18 protein-coding genes and 1 tRNA gene are annotated in these 16,237 nt (G+C 40.6%); all 19 read right to left on the bottom strand.

Translation table 11 applies throughout. From position 1 onward, the window contains the following. Positions 1-240: 240 nt before the first annotated feature. On the bottom strand, positions 241-531 hold the full coding sequence (locus QJ036_RS09675) for a hypothetical protein (RefSeq protein ID WP_283231184.1): 291 nt from the start codon (positions 529-531) through the stop codon (positions 241-243). A 2-nt stretch (positions 532-533) separates the two neighbouring features. Then, positions 534-749, bottom strand: coding sequence for a helix-turn-helix domain-containing protein (locus QJ036_RS09670; protein WP_283231183.1), 216 nt, complete (start codon positions 747-749; stop codon positions 534-536). Positions 750-968: 219 nt separating this feature from the next. After that, entirely contained in the window at positions 969-1,262 is a 294-nt protein-coding gene (locus tag QJ036_RS09665; protein WP_283231182.1) for a hypothetical protein, read from the bottom strand. Positions 1,263-1,274: 12 nt separating this feature from the next. Further along, complete coding sequence (locus tag QJ036_RS09660) at positions 1,275-2,255, bottom strand: DUF6017 domain-containing protein (protein WP_283231181.1); 981 nt, start codon at positions 2,253-2,255, stop codon at positions 1,275-1,277. 3 nt (positions 2,256-2,258) lie between these two features. Continuing rightward, complete coding sequence (locus tag QJ036_RS09655) at positions 2,259-3,161, bottom strand: ParB/RepB/Spo0J family partition protein (protein ID WP_283231180.1); 903 nt, start codon at positions 3,159-3,161, stop codon at positions 2,259-2,261. Then, positions 3,151-3,936, bottom strand: coding sequence for a ParA family protein (locus QJ036_RS09650; RefSeq protein ID WP_283231179.1), 786 nt, complete (start codon positions 3,934-3,936; stop codon positions 3,151-3,153). The genes QJ036_RS09655 and QJ036_RS09650 overlap by 11 nt, the downstream gene beginning before the upstream one ends. Before the next feature lie 12 nt (positions 3,937-3,948). Beyond that, the gene (locus tag QJ036_RS09645; RefSeq protein WP_283231178.1) at positions 3,949-4,845 is read right to left on the bottom strand and encodes a ParB/RepB/Spo0J family partition protein; all 897 of its coding nucleotides are present in this window, start codon (positions 4,843-4,845) and stop codon (positions 3,949-3,951) included. Between the two features lie 361 nt (positions 4,846-5,206). After that, positions 5,207-5,278, bottom strand: a tRNA-Arg gene (locus QJ036_RS09640). 526 nt (positions 5,279-5,804) lie between these two features. Continuing rightward, positions 5,805-6,866 (bottom strand): Fic family protein, encoded by a 1,062-nt coding sequence (locus QJ036_RS09635; protein ID WP_334305451.1) that lies wholly within the window; start codon positions 6,864-6,866, stop codon positions 5,805-5,807. 120 nt (positions 6,867-6,986) lie between these two features. Beyond that, a complete protein-coding gene (locus QJ036_RS09630) occupies positions 6,987-8,378 on the bottom strand; it encodes a tyrosine-type recombinase/integrase (protein WP_283231177.1) in 1,392 nt (463 codons plus the stop codon). Positions 8,379-8,381: 3 nt separating this feature from the next. Continuing rightward, positions 8,382-9,353, bottom strand: coding sequence for a helix-turn-helix domain-containing protein (locus QJ036_RS09625; RefSeq protein WP_283231176.1), 972 nt, complete (start codon positions 9,351-9,353; stop codon positions 8,382-8,384). Between the two features lie 81 nt (positions 9,354-9,434). Beyond that, a complete protein-coding gene (locus QJ036_RS09620; protein WP_075671598.1) occupies positions 9,435-9,620 on the bottom strand; it encodes a helix-turn-helix domain-containing protein in 186 nt (61 codons plus the stop codon). A gap of 381 nt (positions 9,621-10,001) precedes the next feature. Then, positions 10,002-10,880 (bottom strand): DUF445 domain-containing protein, encoded by an 879-nt coding sequence (locus QJ036_RS09615; protein WP_283231175.1) that lies wholly within the window; start codon positions 10,878-10,880, stop codon positions 10,002-10,004. Beyond that, positions 10,874-12,205, bottom strand: coding sequence for a citrate/2-methylcitrate synthase (locus tag QJ036_RS09610; protein ID WP_416388544.1), 1,332 nt, complete (start codon positions 12,203-12,205; stop codon positions 10,874-10,876). The genes QJ036_RS09615 and QJ036_RS09610 overlap by 7 nt, the downstream gene beginning before the upstream one ends. Then, positions 12,189-12,695: a helix-turn-helix domain-containing protein gene (locus QJ036_RS09605; RefSeq protein WP_283231173.1), complete on the bottom strand. Its 507-nt coding sequence runs from the start codon at positions 12,693-12,695 to the stop codon at positions 12,189-12,191. The genes QJ036_RS09610 and QJ036_RS09605 overlap by 17 nt, the downstream gene beginning before the upstream one ends. Positions 12,696-12,767: 72 nt before the next feature. Then, positions 12,768-13,271, bottom strand: coding sequence for a flavodoxin family protein (locus QJ036_RS09600; protein ID WP_283231172.1), 504 nt, complete (start codon positions 13,269-13,271; stop codon positions 12,768-12,770). A 105-nt stretch (positions 13,272-13,376) separates the two neighbouring features. Then, positions 13,377-14,990: a chaperonin GroEL gene (gene groL, locus QJ036_RS09595; RefSeq protein WP_283231171.1), complete on the bottom strand. Its 1,614-nt coding sequence runs from the start codon at positions 14,988-14,990 to the stop codon at positions 13,377-13,379. Between the two features lie 28 nt (positions 14,991-15,018). After that, positions 15,019-15,303, bottom strand: a complete 285-nt coding sequence (locus QJ036_RS09590) for a co-chaperone GroES (protein ID WP_154433058.1) — start codon at positions 15,301-15,303, stop codon at positions 15,019-15,021. 211 nt (positions 15,304-15,514) lie between these two features. After that, on the bottom strand, positions 15,515-15,946 hold the full coding sequence (locus QJ036_RS09585) for a MarR family winged helix-turn-helix transcriptional regulator (protein WP_283231170.1): 432 nt from the start codon (positions 15,944-15,946) through the stop codon (positions 15,515-15,517). Between the last annotated feature and the right edge of the window lie 291 nt (positions 15,947-16,237).

The raw sequence follows: 16,237 nt of genomic DNA, 5'->3' as shown, positions 1-16,237 counted from the left end.
TCCTATGCTTTTATATTTGTGGTTTGCAGACCTACTTTTATTCTAGCATAGGAGTACTTTAATCTAAAGAACTGCCCTCCCCCTGCATAGCAGGGGGTTTATTTTTACTGTGACACAATGAAACGACAGGAACAGGCGGCAGACGCCGGTCCTGTTCCTGTCGGATTTCTGATTACAGATCTTTGCCTGTTCAGGCAAAGATTACCCAAAAATTATAAAAATCATAAAAGCAGAGGAATTCTATGGGAATACTGTCTCCCGCTTTATCTTCATTCCTCGCATAAACCATTTTTTGAAATCTCTAGGAATGTCATCTATCTGAGATTTTTTATATAAAGACTGCAGATATTTTGCCTTTTCTGGTATGTTCTCTGGGTCACCGTCATACCCATGACTTACCATAAAATCAGTAAGCGCTTCTCCAAAATCTCGAAATTGTGATGCCGTCAGCAATAGTTTTTCTTCGTAATCGTCATCAATCGGGGAGAGCGTTTCCGCCTGTGTATTTAAATATTCCGTATACTGACCCATTTTTAGTTCTCCTCTCTCGGTAAATAAATAATCTCGATGTCATATCCAAGAGACTCCATCATCTGAACAAAGGTATGGTTGATGATACCATCCTTCTTTTTGATAATACGATTCACGTATTGGCTTGTTGTATTTATTTCTTCAGCAATCTGAACTTGTGTCTTACCCGCTTCAATGCACCTAACTTTTACATCTACTTCAATTTTATTTTTAACCATACAGTTACCTCACTCGTTCAATACACAAAATAATCTCATTAAGATACATTATAACATAGTAGTGAAATTCATAAAACAAACAATTCACCATCGATCAGTGACTATATATTCAAAGCCCCTGCCGACTATCATAAGTCAGCGGGGGCATATTCTATCTCCTTTATTTACTTTCAAACTGATCTATAGCTTCTCTGTGTCACTGGCTTCTTCTCGCACACATTAAGTAACTACTGCTCTTCCAATCCCCATCATTGCCTCTTCTAGCAACACATCAACCATAGCTCCTGCAACCAAAATTACATATGTAAAGGCAATTGCACCCACAAAGATTATCGCATTCTGATACATTCCAAGTGCAATCGCCAGGACTGTGAACAGTGTAAAGAACCCCTTCCAGAATCCATGAAAGATACTGAAAATGCTAACCAGGATATGCACCACCAGCCAGGTGATCGCAAGGATCACCCAGACCGGCAGTAATAAAATTTTTCCAATCAATTTCAAAACAAGCATTCTATTTTCCTCCTATTTCGCCGCCAGATATGGCATATCATGATGCACCTCAGCAGTATAATATCCGCTGATCGTTGACGGTGCATTAAACAGGATTGCCAGCAAATATTTCTTGATATTCCTGACCTTTGTACTGTTCTGATTAAAGCAGTCAATCGCATACTCAATGTGCGAAGAATTCAGCTTCAGGAACCTGCTCTTCACCAATTCCGTAGGATATTCATTGCTGGCGATCACCGTTGTGGGGCTCTTGCTCATAACCACTTCAAGAATCAGATCAAAAATACCATCTATCAGATCCTCGTCAAATCTGTGATTCTGCTTCAGATACTTAAGTTCAAGATTCTCCGAAATCATTTCCGAATAAGCTTTGAGTTTTCTCATCTCGTCCTCATCTGATCCTGAAACAGATGAGATATGATTAGAGTGGTTATAACTCAGGTTAGTATAATTAGTATTATTATTACTCCTTAGAGGTATCGGTTTCGTAACCTCCAGAGGTATTGATTCGGGAACCTCAGAGGTATCATTTTCGGCACTTCCTGAGTGCGATTTCAACACCCCAGAGATTCCGTTTTCGACACCTCTGTCCCCTATACTTTTTTCATCAGAGGTGCCTGTATTGACACCTCTGGCACCATCATTCCGAATCAGAAAGCTTTTCACATATATAATGCTCGGCAGGCCAAATCCTCTCTTTTTCTTTTCTACCAGACCAAACTTCTCCAACTCAGCAAGATAATTCATGGCTTTTTTCTTTGAGAATCCAAGATCATCCTGTATTTCTGAAATCTGGTAGATAATGTATGCTCGGTTCTCTTCATCAAACCAGCCATTCTTCATGGAAATGGACATGCGGTCCAGAAGTATCGAATACAGCATCTTTGACTGCAGGGTTAATGATGAGAACATTTCCTCTGTCAATAAGATCCGCGGAATGCGTATGAAACTGAACTGATCCGCCTGGGATCCATAGTAATAATCAAATGTCATCGCTTATTCCCTCCCGTTTTTCCATTGTTCCAGAAGTTCCAAAATGACACTTCTCATATCTGCGGCCGTGTAGTCATCTGGAAAATACTCTCGCAGCTTTTTCTCTGAAATGATATTTTTACTGCTCGGTGTCCGTCCGGGCTGACTTTCATTTAAGATGGAGATCATCTTGGCCTGAGTCATCGGACCTGAGGTGCAGGCTTCACGAAGAAGAGCAATCTGCTTCGCTTTTATGATGCCATTCTCTTTGATGTACTCATACAGCCATCTCTGAATTTCCTTATCTATATAAGAAATATCTACTGCTACAGTAAATTGCAGGCGTTTACAATCTACAAATTCTAAAAGTTCAGGAACCAGCTCTGTTAATCGGATATACCGCTGAACCTGTCTACCACTTTCTCCATTATCTTTTCCTATAATATCTGCCGTTTCGAAATTCCCGACATTTTGTCGGGCATTTTCTTTTGTCGGTCTTCCAGCCTGCCTTCTCATAGCATCCATCTTCATCTTATACGCAAACGCCTTCTCACTCGGCAACAGCTCCTCCCTCTGGATATTGGCATCCACCATTGCAATCGTGGCTTCATCATCACTCAATTCTCTGATGATTGCCGGAATTGATTCCAATCCTGCCAGCTGTGCAGCGTGTAATCTGCGGTGGCCGGAGATCATCTCGTAAGTATCCATTCCTTTAGGGCGGATCAGAACCGGTGAGAGAACGCCGTTCACCCTGATGCTTTCCACCAGCTCCTGCATTTTCTCATCATCCACCACCTTGAACGGATGGTCTGCAAAGCTCGTGATCTTATAGATCTCAATATCCATTGCAGCTTCTTCATTTACAACTCCAAGCAATTCCTCAACACTCTTGATCTGAATTTTCTGCCCCGGTCTAGTTTTCATCCTTCAGTACCTCCCTCGTTAATTCCTTATAGGCATCTGATACCTTGCAGTTATTGGCATGTGTATAAATACTGATTCCCTCCGCGCTGGATTCCGCAGCCTTTACAGAAGTCGGAATCATACAGTCATACACCGGCAGGACTCCCTCATAGGTTTCCTTTACCATCTCGATAATGTCTCTGGCATAATTGGTTCTCTTATCGACCATTGTGAGAAGAATGCCGCCGATACGAAGCTTCTTGTTCAGGCGTTTCTTTACCATATAGATGGTTTTGATCAGCTGCTGAAGGCCAAGCACTGGAAGATACGCTGCCTGGACCGGTATAAGTACAACATCGGAAGCAACCAGTGCATTGATCGTCATGGTTCCAAGAGATGGCATACAATCAATAATGATGTAGTCATACCTTAAACGCTGTGTTTCTATGTATTCCTTCAGAATCAGCTCCCGGCTCATCGCATTTGCCATGGTCAATTCCATAACCGAAAGCTCAATATTCCCCGGAAGGAGATCCACGCCTTCATGATGTTGTAAAATTCCTTCATCCGGATCCGGTTCCTGTTCCGAGATGATCTTTCGCAGTATCGTCGCCAACGTAACCCCTATTTCATCCGGCTGTCCGTAGCCCAGACTTGCCGTCAGGCTTCCCTGAGGATCCGCATCGATCAGCAAAACCTTCTTTCCTTCCTTTACAAAACCGATTCCTAAATTGACCGCCGTTGTGGTCTTCCCTACGCCGCCCTTTTGGTTTGAGATTGAAATGACTGTACACATTTGCCTGTCCTCCTATTTGAATATCTGCTCCAATATTTCCAAAATCTCGATTTTTATCTGTTCCGGAGAATAATCACCGGGAAAATATTTACTTAGCTGATCCTTAGAAAAAGTAATCTGACCGGCCTCTCTTTTCTTTGGTTCAATTAGAATTTCTTTTACGGATTCTTCGCTAATCGTTCCCATTCTGCTCATGTCTCTGATCCTGTGGGTCTGTGACAGGGAAGGTGCTGCCTGGGCAAAATCCATGGCATCCAGCACCCATCTCTGTTCTTCTTCTGAAAGAAATGCCAGATCAACAGCCGGATTAAAGGAAAGCTCTCCGATATCCAGCTTTTCCATCAATTCCGGGATCAGATATGTGAGTCGGATATACCGGGTTATCTGTCTGGGACTGTCACCGCATTGATCACTGATAATCTCAACGGTTCTCTTACTTTCTCCCCTGAAATGATCCAGCTTCCCGTCAGCAGTTTTTCTGCGTTTTCCTGTCTTGCGCTTCATAGCCTCATTCTTCATTTTGTAGGCAAAGGCTTTTTCACTGTAGGTAATGGATTGCCTTTGCAGATTCGAATCGACCATGGATATAATCGAGTCCTCATCCGGCATAGTTCTTATGATCACCGGTACCTTTTTAAGTCCAAGCACATCTGCGCAATACTTGCGCCTGTGACCGGATATGATCTGATAATTCCCCTCCCTTGTCGGCATCACAATCAACGGAGTGATGATTCCGTTCTTCCGGATACTATCCGTCAGAAGCCTCATCGACTCGTCATCTAACACTTTATAAGGATGACCAACGAAGCTTCTAAGCCTTTTTGTCTCGATTTCTACCACTTTTTCGCCCTGAAAATCATACATTGGGATCTTTTGCGGCTCTTTTTCTTCCTTCTTTTTTCTCGTCATGGTTATAAACCTCCTTCCGCACATTAAAAAATGCTCATTCACAATGAACCCACATGTGGTTCAGAATGAATGAGCATTTTCATGCCTTTATTGAATTGCCATCAAAAGTGCCGCTTCTAAAGCTGATTTTAACTAAGCTGAACACTTCTTCAGCTTAAGTAATACAGCCCTCCTGTCACGGCTCATTTGCACCCCTCTTTTAAAAATCTTAGAAAATGACACTTTTCGGTTTGAAAAAATGCTTTTTCAAATTCATCGGGATTTGAGCCGTTCCAAGAATCGGTGATCTTAAAAATATGACGAAAATGAAAAAAGCGGAAGTGATTTTGAGGTTTTTCTCTAATCATTTCCGCTCTTTCGCCGTCCCGTGCGGGAATCGAACCCACATCAGACGCTTAGGAGGCGCCCGTTCTATCCATTAAACTAACAGGACAAACCACCGATTTTTGGCTTAAAACCAAGGTTTTTCGCCTTATGGAATCGGTGACCATTTTATCTTCATCTGACCTTGCGATCAGGTAAAGGCTGTGTCGGCAGTTCGGTAGCACCACTTTTCTTCTAAGCCTTGTGCCGCTCACCGGCTGCTTTCGAACCCTCTGTCAAATTGCTCTTCTGGATAAGACCCAGCGGCCTTTAGGAGAGCTCTGTGGTTCTGTCAATCCCTGTCAAGAACTGATATGTTTAGCCTTTTATTATCAAGGACTTTTTTTATTTTCGAATCAAATTCTGGTAATCTGAATACCCTTTCTGTCAAGACCAGATAAGACCTGAAAATTAGCAGATTCTTTGCAGCTGCTAACATCCGGGGAAAGCTCTGTTGTTACTGACAGATATCATCTTCCGGCTACCATCCCCTTACAAGCGGGAATGATAAACAATATTCAATTGACCAGATTTCTATTATTACTATACACCGTTATTGAAAATTTGTCTATGGTGTTTCGACCACGACAGCCGACTTAAATACGAACATATCCAGTTGCCGGCCCGGCACCTACTTTTGCGATATATCCACTTTTAACCAGTTCCGTCAGGGTCCTTTCTACAGTTACCTTGCTTATATCCGGACATAACTCCATGATTTCTTTTTTGGTAATTTTTCCTACCTTATTATCAATCACTGCCTTTATACGATCCGGCTTTGAAAGGCTTCTGTTTTTCAGGTGCTCTACACGCCCCTCAAACTCACTATATGCTTTCAGTATAATTCCCAGATAATATTTTACAAATGACTCATAACTGTTTTCATTTTCGTGCCATCCATTAGAACTTTCCTGTAATGCCTCATAATAAGTTTCTTTTGTCTTTTCAATCAGCATTTCAACACTGACATACTTTCCGACAATATAGCCGGCTTTATAAAACAAAAGAAGTGTTAACAGGCGGCTCATTCGCCCATTTCCATCATTAAATGGATGGATACACAGAAAGTCAAGAATAAACATAGGGATAAGAATCAACTTATCTATTCGATCTGCTTCCCATGCTTCCAGAAAATTTGTACAAAGTTCATTCATAGCTTCTGGAGTCTGAAATGCCGGCACCGGGATAAAACGCGCTTTCTGATGACCTTCTGCATCTGTTTCTGCAATTACATTATCCGAATTTTTATAATTTCCACCAGCATTTCCTCCGGAATATGAGTATAAATCCCGATGCAATTGTAAAATAATATTGGGTCTCGGATTAATATACTCATAACTTTCATGGATAGTGGCAAGAACTTCCCGGTATCCGGATATTTCCTGTTCAGACCGGTTACGCGGTTCGGCTTTCTGTCTTACTAATTCTTCCAACCGTTTGTCGGTAGTATAAATACCTTCAATCCTGTTAGAAGCCCCTGTACTTTGAATCAAAGCAACTTCCAGCAGAGTTTTCAATTCGTCTATATTGGCTTCAAGGAACAATTCCTGCTTACCTTTATGCTCATGAATGCTTCCGACCATCTGAACAATTTCAGGTTTTAGCAATTGCTCCGGAGTTTTTATATAATCAAAACTTCTCATCGAAATCTCCTTCATTTTAATATTATCTCCATCATTTTACCATCAAATGACGGTGATATCAATTAGCATGATGGAGATATATTTTTAACATTCCTTTTAACGAAACCCGTTTTTTCACTAAAATTACACTATTTTTCACTTCATTGTCTTCGCCAGTGACGTAAGAAGTGCTGCCATCTCAGGATTATTAAGGACCTTTGCAAGCAGCTCTGCATCCACGCCTTCCGGAACCGCTACCGTGTTTTGTGCTGTATTCGGATGCATCTGCGGATCCAGATCTTTTTTCTCATAAAATGCCTCTTCAAATAATTCTGCATTTTTCTTCCGGTCGTCATCCAGGATGTGAGAATATACATCCGTAACCATGCTGACCTGAGCATGTCCGGAGTCGCCCTGAACTGCCTTGATATCTCCACCATTCAGTTTCAGCTTATAGGTAACACTGCTGTGTCTGAGACTGTGGAAAACAACCGGTGGGAGATCATAGTCTTTAATCAACTGATTTAATGGCTTCCGGATCGCGCCATCCCCCAAAGGAAGACCAAACGTACTTGCCATGACCAGGTTATAGTCCATGTATTCATCTCCAAGAACTTCCTTTGTCTCATCCTGTTTTTCTTTCCACTCGATCAGCATCTTTGCGACAGACTTTGGAAGGAAAACCTTTCGGACACTGCTGTCTGTCTTCGGTGTTTTCAAAACACGGACTGTTTTATTGGTCTTGCTTTTTTCCGGAAATATCAGCAGCACATCTTTTGCATCCAACTCTTTTAAAGCGGATTTGCTCACTCGCTGGGATTCCTTATTAATAAACAGATATGCCCGGTTTTCCTCAATTGCTTCCTCCGAGATGTCCACACAATCCCAGGTAAGCCCCAGAAGCTCACTGATCCGGAGAGAGCAGGAGAAGGAAAGATTCATTGCCAGCTTTAGCCGATCATCCTCACATACTTCCAGTGCGTACATCAGAGTTTCTGCAGTCCAAATCTCACGTTTCTTTGTTTTATGTTTTGGTACGGTCGCATAGATACAAGGATTCTTCTCCATCAGTTCCCATTTGACAGCCTGTTTAAAACAGCTTCGGAGGAGTTTATGGATATCTCTGATGGTACTGGTAGATACATATTCATTCTTTCTTTTCCCAATCATAGGATTGACCACAGCCGGAGCTTTCAACAATCTTTGATAATATTTTTCAATAAAACGGGTATTGATCTCTGACAGTTTTTCATCCCCGATGATCGGAAGGATATAATTATTTATGAGAGAAACATTTCCATCATACGTAGATAATGCCCAGTTGTCTTTTCCATACAGGGCAACGTATTCTGCCAGAGGATCCTTCATGGTTTTACACTGCGGGATTATCATGGATCCCATTTCTTCTTTATACTCGATTTCTTTCTTGCGTTTCTTTGCCTCTGCCTTTGTAGCATAAGTTTCCCATTTCTGCTTCCGTTTCCCGTCTGCATCAGTATAGGAATAGATCACATTAAATTTTCCGTTTCGTTCTCTGATCGATGCCATAATCTAACAGCCCCTTTCTGTATTTCTCTTTTCCAGCCATGCTTCAAATTCTTTTCGTTTGATCCGAACATGATTCCTTATTTTTACAACCGGAAAAGATCCTTTTGTGTACCAGACATTTATCATGGACCGGCTGACCTTTGCCATAAAGGCTGCTTCATCTATAGTAAGATACTGCAGATTGCCGTTCCTTCCTCGTTCCCCGGTCTGTGCCAGTTTCTTTCTCCGATAATTCGCCAGTGCTACATTTTCTTCCATTGCCAGTTCTTCATAATCGTTCGCCGGATCCAGATGATATTCATCCTGCCCTTCCAGAAACTTCTGAAAGCTTTCCTTCGTGATTCTTTTTCGATCAGCGATCGTGACGAACTCAAAGAAATGCTGATACTTTTGACTATTCAGGATGCCATATACCTGATTTCTGGTGATTCCCAGCTGTCTGGTCATTTCCGGCATAGTGAGAGTAGCGGCCTCCATTTCGGCATCCCTCTTTTTATCATCCTTCGTGCGGTATCTGGACTGTCCGTCATACCATTTCTGAAATGCAGCTTTTGGTACACGTTTCCAGTAATCCACAATCACGACTTCGATATTATTCCGCTTGATCAGGTCATAAACGACACCATCCGTAACTTCCAGCATTTCTGCAAGTTCCGGAACAGAATAAGACCATTCTTTCAATTCCTTTCCCGGTTCTTCTCCGTTGACTTTATGATATTTAATCTGATTCGCATACCACTTTTCAAAACTCTCAATATTGACCCGCATCTTTCCGGCAATCTCTTTGGTCTCAAAAAAGTTTTTATGTACCAGCCAATACCGATCCGTCTTTTTAAGCCCTAAAAGCTCGCCCATCTCAGAAACACTCATCCATTTCTTTTTTGCAGAAGACAGTCTCTTGTATGGGCTGTTTGCTTCCACTTCCTTTATCAGTTCTTCGTATTCCCCGGTATTCATTTTTCCCTTCTCATCCATGAAGCTTTCCTCCTTCTTCCCATACCATACCGCACTTTTTCAAAAAAATTTAGGATGTCGATTTTTCATCCGGATAGGAGATTAGTTGGAAGATTCCGGCAGCTTATCCAGCCAGTCATCAAAGCTCTTTTTGGAAATACGGTACTTTCCGCCATCCAGCTGGATCCACCGGAACTCATTTTTCTTCAGAAGGTTATATATTGTCGGTCTGCTGACTCCAAGGATTTCCTGTAACTCTTTTACTGTATAACATCTTTTCTCTGACATATGTCATTACCTCACATTTCATTATTTTGGAGGCGGCATATAAATGTCCCTCTATAATATCCAAAGTTTCAGAGGGACTTATACAACATGTTTCAGTAAAAAAATGTCAAGATGAGAAAAATTGGCAAAAAGAAACCTCCGTATGAATCGAATCATACGAAGGTAACATGTTCTCATTATGTTGTATTTATTCCATGATATTGTCATTTTAAGAAACAGATAAACTGGAGGTTATCTCTTACAAACAGTGTTCATCAATACAATCACAACTACACAGTAAATTCCTGTTGTCCTCTTGTCCTATTTGTGCTATATCATATATATCTTTTCATTCATCCATGAAAACTTAGTTTACAATCATTATCTTCTTTACATAAGAAATTATATAATAATATTTAAAACTCCTAAAACTGCACCTACTAAAGCCCCAAGATTTACAATCGTATCCAATTCTTTTTTCATCACAGTCAGCACCAGTTTCTCCAGACTATCTACATTCATAGCATTGATTTTATCTTCGATAATTTCTGCAATATTCAAATTACCGATCAGCTTTCCGATGACAGAATCAATTGCTTTGTGATAAAAATCTGCTACTATTTTTCGAACGGCTCCTTCCGAAATATTCATATGGTTACAGAGATCTATGACAGATTGTTCTCCTAACGTATCAATTTTAGTTTCCAGTTCTTCCTTTATAAAATCTGGTCCTTTTTCATTAATATACTTTACTATTTCTCCTCCAACAGGCTGTATCAGGGAATTAAGCATTTCATCATTCAGAAACATTTCCAACATGGAGCCCTTTGTTTTGGCTTTAACAGCTTTTCCGGCTTCCTGAACAATAAGATTATCCAGATTCATATGTTGAACAGAATCAAGGATCTGGCTGGACAGTTCAGAAATCAATCTGTTTTTTATCTCTTCATAATTCAACTCGGACGAACATACTTTTGAAACACAGGTATGAAGATCAACAGATAATCCCTGAACAATCTGATCCACAACAGCATTTTCTGTTTCCAAAGAAATCATTTTCTGTTTAATATCATCTTTCGTTAGAAGATCGTCCGCCACAATAATTCCGATTGCTCTGGCAAGCCTTGGCTTTCCTTTAGGAATTGCCCCCGGAGTAAAAGGAAGTTTTCGTCCAAAGATTCTGACTTCCTGTTTAGGATAAAACAGCATTTTGACAGCGATATAATTAGTACAGTATCCAATCAATGCCCCTATAATGGGTCCTGCCAGTTTTTCTAACATTTTTCTTTTTCCTCCATAACACTCATATAAGCCGGACGGATAATCTTATCTGTGCAGATCAGTTCTTCCATACGATGTGCACTCCACCCGACTACCCTCGCTACTGCAAAAATCGCAGTATATAATTCACGTGGAATGCCTAGCATGTCATATACAAATCCGCTGTAAAAGTCCACATTCGGGCTCACTCGTTTTATAGTATTTCTGTTTTCTGCAATCAGTTTAGGTGCAATCACTTCAGCATTCTCATAGAGCTGGAGATCGCTCTCCCGGCCTTTCTCTCTTGCCAGTGCTTCCACATATTTTTTAAATACTCTTTCTCTTGGATCCGACAATGTATACACCGCATGTCCCATTCCGTAAATCAACCCTTTTTTGTCAAATACCTGTTTGTCAATTATCTTCATAAGATATGCTGATATTTCTTCTTTATCAGAAAAATCCTTTACATTTTCCCGTATATTATCCATCATCTCCACAACTTTTATGTTTGCGCCGCCATGCTTCGGTCCCTTCAAAGATGACATAGCGGCAGCAATTGTTGAATATGTATCTGAACCGGAAGAGGTCACCACTCTGGTTGTAAAAGTAGAATTATTTCCGCCGCCATGTTCCATATGAAGAATCAATGAAGTATCCAGAACTTTCGCTTCAACCGGTGTGTATTTCTGATCATGCCTGAGCATCATTAGAAGATTCTCAGCTGTAGACAGTTTCGGATCCGGATTATGGATATACATACTCTGGTTTTTTTCGTAATGATTATAGGCATGATATGCATATACAGCAAGGAGTGGAAATTCACTAATCAGTTGGATGCACTGCCGCAACGAATTACTGACGCTGATGTCTTTTGCCTTTTTATCATAAGCAGCCAGTGTCAGAATACTTCTTGTCATTGAATTCATAATATCCTCAGATGGTGCCTTCATAATAACATCTCTGGTAAAGTTCGTTGGAAGCGTTCTGCATGTGCCAATCACTTCCCGGAACTTTTTTTCTTCATCTTCTGAAGGCAATTCCCCCATCAACAGAAGATAAGCGATCTTTTCAAAACCAAGCTGTTCTTCTCCAAGATTGCCAATCAATTTTTCTACCTTATATCCACGATACCACAATTCCCCGTCACAAGGTACTTTTTCTCCATCTTTCACACATGATGATACAATACGGGAAATCTTAGTCAAACCGGTAAGCACACCTTTTCCATTTTCATCCCGCAGCCCCCGGTTAACACCAAACTCTTCATACAATCTAGGATCAATATGATCATTTTTCCGGCAGATAGCTTCATTCTGCACAGCATAATCATTCATCCGCTTCATCAGCTCTCCCATACGAATCGACCTCTCCCATCCCTTTTATTTCGCTGCACATCAGGTTATCCAGTTGTTTCATCATTTTTAATAACATGATCAAATTATCTTTTCCGAATTTGTTGATCACTTTTCCATAACATTCTCTCAGAATCATTTCCTGACCCTTAAACAGTTTCTGTCCCGTTTCTGTAACAGTCACATATGTTCCTTCACTTCCGCTTCCTTCATAAGACCACAGTACCAGTCCACGATCTTTCAGCTTTTCTACCATTTTTGATGCCTGCCGTATTGTCAGCTGCATCTTTTCTGATAAATCCTTTAAATACGTTCTCCCATTATTATTCGGAGAATTTTCTCTCTCAGATTCTATAGTATACAAAGCAATATACTCCTGAAGTGTCATTTTACGAAACAGTTCCTGTATTTTTCCTTTGTTCATCAGATACCGACGATAGGTTAATTCATTTGTAAACTTTCTGATTTCATTTGCATTCAATATTTCTCTCTGCTCTGGCATCTTCAACCGCTCCTCTCTTTTTATTTACATCAATACATGTTATTTTCTTATTTAATTCCCAATTTCTGCCTGAATTTTAATGGCAAAATCAACCGCATTTTCCAGATCTTCTTCATCCGGATGGGTATTTCCCAGTCGAAACATCTGCTGCATCTCTTTTTCTTTACTTGGCATCTGGCTGATCATAATTTTCCTTCTATCTGACTCCACATTCCCCTGACAGAGAAACATTCCCAGATACTCTCCCTCGTCCGGGTACCAGACTTCAAGATTTTTTTCAAGCTTTTCTTTATATTGTTCTGTCGGCACATAACCGCAGGTAACGAACACTGCATATTTTCCGCCTGTAATCTGCTCAAATACATCTGAGATATCCATGCTGCAGGAATAACCATGAATTCCAAACCCGATCAGATAGACATCCGCCGCAGGTATATCCTGCTCTGTATCAATATCTACAATTGTTTTATCCTCTGTATTTAAAGCACCATAGATCTTTTCTGCTATTAAACGTGTATTGCCACTTTTTGACTGATATATAACTGCATATTTCATAATGGACCTCATTTCACATAAAAACAGAAGCGAACAAAAAGAGGAGATGTACCAGCCATCTCCCCATTTTGTTGCTCGCCAATGATTTGATTTTACCTGTTCTCTTTAATACATTTCCGGCTGTGGCTGCGGCGCAGGTGTATTTTCCTTAATGTCCGCTACCGCAGCTTCTGTAGTAAGAAGTGTAGCTGCCACACTTACCGCATTCATTAATGCATTCTTTGTTACCTTCACCGGATCAATAATACCCTGTTTCATCATATCCACAAAGGTTTCTGAGGCTGCATCAAATCCCATGCCAGGCTCACTCTTCTTTACCTTGTCTACGATAACCGGGCCTTCCAGACCTGCATTTTCCACAATCGTATACAGTGGTGCTTCCAGTGCCTTTGCTACGATTCTGGCTCCGGTCTTCTCATCACCCTCCAGGGCTGCTAACAGTTCCTCTACCTTTTTCTGTGCATGGATATATGCAGATCCTCCACCGCAGATAATGCCTTCCGATACGGCTGCTTTTGTTGCGTTCATGGCATCTTCCATGCGGTATTTAGCTTCTTTCATTTCTGTTTCTGTTGCCGCGCCGACACGGATCACTGCAACGCCTCCGCCCATCTTCGCGATACGGTCCATGAGTTTATCTTTATCAAAATCGGATGTTGTTTCAGCCATCTGTCTCTTCAGGCTGGCGATGCGTGCATCAATGTCTTCCTTGTTCCCGGCACCGTCTACGATCGTGGTATTTTCCTTTGTAACCTTTACAGATTTTGCACGGCCAAGCATATCCATCGTGGTATCTTTAAGTTCAAGGCCAAGATCTTCCATGATCACCTGACCGCCGGTAAGTGTTGCGATATCTTCAAGCATTGCCTTTCTGCTGTCACCATATCCCGGTGCCTTTACAGCAACGACCTTCAGGGTACCTCTCAGTCTGTTGACAATCAATGTGGTAAGTGCCTCTCCCTCCACATCTTCTGCAATGATGAGGAGTTCTTTCCTCTCTCTCATCACATTTTCCAAAATGGGAAGGATGTCCTGGATATTTGAAATCTTCTTATCAGTCATGAGGATATAAGGATCCTCCATGTTGGCGATCATTTTTTCTTTATCATCACACATGTATCCGGAAAGATATCCATTATCGAACTGCATACCTTCGACTACGTCGATCTCCGTCTTCATGGTCTTTGATTCTTCAATCGTAATAACGCCGTTCTCTCCGACTTTTTCCATTGCATCGGCAATCATCTCACCGACTTCTTCATTACCGGAAGAGATTGCAGCTACTTTTGCAATATGATCCTTCCCAGTAACAGGATGGCTCATTTCTTCAATTGCCTGTACAGCCACATCTGCTGCCTTCTTCATTCCTTTTCTTAAAACAATGGCATTTGCACCTGCTGCGATATTTTTCATTCCTTCTTTTACAAGTGCCTGTGCCAGAACTGTAGCTGTTGTTGTTCCATCTCCCGCAATGTCGTTTGTCTTGGTAGCCACCTCTTTTACAAGCTGTGCGCCCATATTTTCAAAACGATCTTCCAGTTCGATCTCTTTTGCAATGGTCACACCATCGTTTGTAATTAATGGTGCACCGTAAGATTTATCCAGTACAACATTTCTTCCTTTTGGCCCCAATGTTACCTTTACTGTATCTGCCAGTCTGTCTACGCCGGCTTCCATTTTTTTTCGAACATCAATATCAAAACTAATCTCTTTTGCCATGATAATTTCCTTCTTTCTACTGTTTCTATTACTCGACAATTGCCAGAATGTCATCCTGGATTACAATTTTATATTCTTCGTCGCCAATTTTTACTTCTGTGCCGCCGTATTCAGAAATAATGACTTTATCTCCTTCTTTTACCTGCATGGCAACCCTCTGTCCGTCTTTACATTTTCCCGGACCAACTGCAATTACTACAGCTTCCTGCGGTTTCTCTTTTGCGCTGTCTGGCAGAATGATTCCTGATTCTGTCTTTTCTTCAACATCCTGATACTGAAGAACTACTTTGTCACCCAATGGTTTTAATTTCATATGAATAACCTGCCTTTCTTTTGTTAGCACTCTTGCTTGTTGAGTGCCATCGTGTTTCGCAAAAAATATGTTTCTCGCGAAACATGTTTTATTTTTAAATTATTTATTTTTAAAGTATTATATCACCTGTATTTCTCTTGTCAATAGGTTTCCAAAATAATTTAAAAAAGATGCGAAGCACCTTAACCATTACTTTGCATCTTTTGATCATCTAAATTAATTCACTTATATTTTTCCTGATTTTTTCCGATACTTCCCGAAAAACCTTCAATTCTTCTTCCGACACACCTTTTAAAATCATCCCGTTCATTGCTTCCCTTCTCTTCGTCATTTCTGTTACCAGATCCTTCGCATAATCAGATATTTCATAATGAATATATCTTCTATCATTCTTATCCGGTATCGCAATAAGATAATTTCTCCTGCAGAGACTGTCAACTGCCTGCGAAATATGTCCACGGTTCATCATCAACTGATGGTGGATATCCGTAGAGGTATTATGTGTTCCGCATTTTGACAGGAAGTATAATATCTCCAGTTCTGCTCTTTTCATATCATATTTTTCTCGTAATTCAACGCTCTGTTCCTCTAACAGCTTTTTAAATTGTCCTCCCTGCAATATGATATCAATTTGTGTATCCATTTAGTTCAGCTTCTTTCAATGTTTTTTTCATTCTATCACAAGTTTAATAATTCGTCACCATTTAATTTTAAACGACTTTTTTGTTTCCTCTTAATTAATGATTAACATCTGGAATCTATTCCGCTGAATCTAATATCAGTAATTATTTTATTTCGCAAAGTTCACAAAATCTTCACGTAATTATTAGCACTCTCTATTGACGAGTGCTAATTCATATGTTATATTACACATAGAACAAAGAAAGAGAATATGATTTTTCTTCCTGATATTCATAAATCAACACTTCGGGTT

Origin of the sequence: Fusibacillus kribbianus (genome assembly GCF_030053595.1) — a bacterium.
GTDB lineage: Bacteria > Bacillota > Clostridia > Lachnospirales > Lachnospiraceae > Lientehia > Lientehia kribbiana.
This window is presented reverse-complemented; position numbering and strand designations above follow the sequence as displayed.

Coding starts and splice junctions, on each gene's coding strand:
- QJ036_RS09645 (WP_283231178.1), bottom strand. CDS start 4,845: ATGACGAGAAAAAAGAAGGAAGAAAAAGAGCCGCAAAAGATCCCAATG.
- QJ036_RS09660 (WP_283231181.1), bottom strand. CDS start 2,255: ATGACATTTGATTATTACTATGGATCCCAGGCGGATCAGTTCAGTTTC.
- QJ036_RS09600 (WP_283231172.1), bottom strand. CDS start 13,271: ATGAAATATGCAGTTATATATCAGTCAAAAAGTGGCAATACACGTTTA.
- QJ036_RS09635 (WP_334305451.1), bottom strand. CDS start 6,866: ATGAAGGAGATTTCGATGAGAAGTTTTGATTATATAAAAACTCCGGAG.
- QJ036_RS09620 (WP_075671598.1), bottom strand. CDS start 9,620: ATGTCAGAGAAAAGATGTTATACAGTAAAAGAGTTACAGGAAATCCTT.
- QJ036_RS09670 (WP_283231183.1), bottom strand. CDS start 749: ATGGTTAAAAATAAAATTGAAGTAGATGTAAAAGTTAGGTGCATTGAA.
- QJ036_RS09585 (WP_283231170.1), bottom strand. CDS start 15,946: ATGGATACACAAATTGATATCATATTGCAGGGAGGACAATTTAAAAAG.
- QJ036_RS09655 (WP_283231180.1), bottom strand. CDS start 3,161: ATGAAAACTAGACCGGGGCAGAAAATTCAGATCAAGAGTGTTGAGGAA.
- QJ036_RS09625 (WP_283231176.1), bottom strand. CDS start 9,353: ATGGATGAGAAGGGAAAAATGAATACCGGGGAATACGAAGAACTGATA.
- QJ036_RS09665 (WP_283231182.1), bottom strand. CDS start 1,262: ATGCTTGTTTTGAAATTGATTGGAAAAATTTTATTACTGCCGGTCTGG.
- QJ036_RS09630 (WP_283231177.1), bottom strand. CDS start 8,378: ATGGCATCGATCAGAGAACGAAACGGAAAATTTAATGTGATCTATTCC.
- QJ036_RS09590 (WP_154433058.1), bottom strand. CDS start 15,303: ATGAAATTAAAACCATTGGGTGACAAAGTAGTTCTTCAGTATCAGGAT.
- groL (WP_283231171.1), bottom strand. CDS start 14,990: ATGGCAAAAGAGATTAGTTTTGATATTGATGTTCGAAAAAAAATGGAA.
- QJ036_RS09615 (WP_283231175.1), bottom strand. CDS start 10,880: ATGTTAGAAAAACTGGCAGGACCCATTATAGGGGCATTGATTGGATAC.
- QJ036_RS09650 (WP_283231179.1), bottom strand. CDS start 3,936: ATGTGTACAGTCATTTCAATCTCAAACCAAAAGGGCGGCGTAGGGAAG.
- QJ036_RS09675 (WP_283231184.1), bottom strand. CDS start 531: ATGGGTCAGTATACGGAATATTTAAATACACAGGCGGAAACGCTCTCC.
- QJ036_RS09610 (WP_416388544.1), bottom strand. CDS start 12,205: ATGAAGCGGATGAATGATTATGCTGTGCAGAATGAAGCTATCTGCCGG.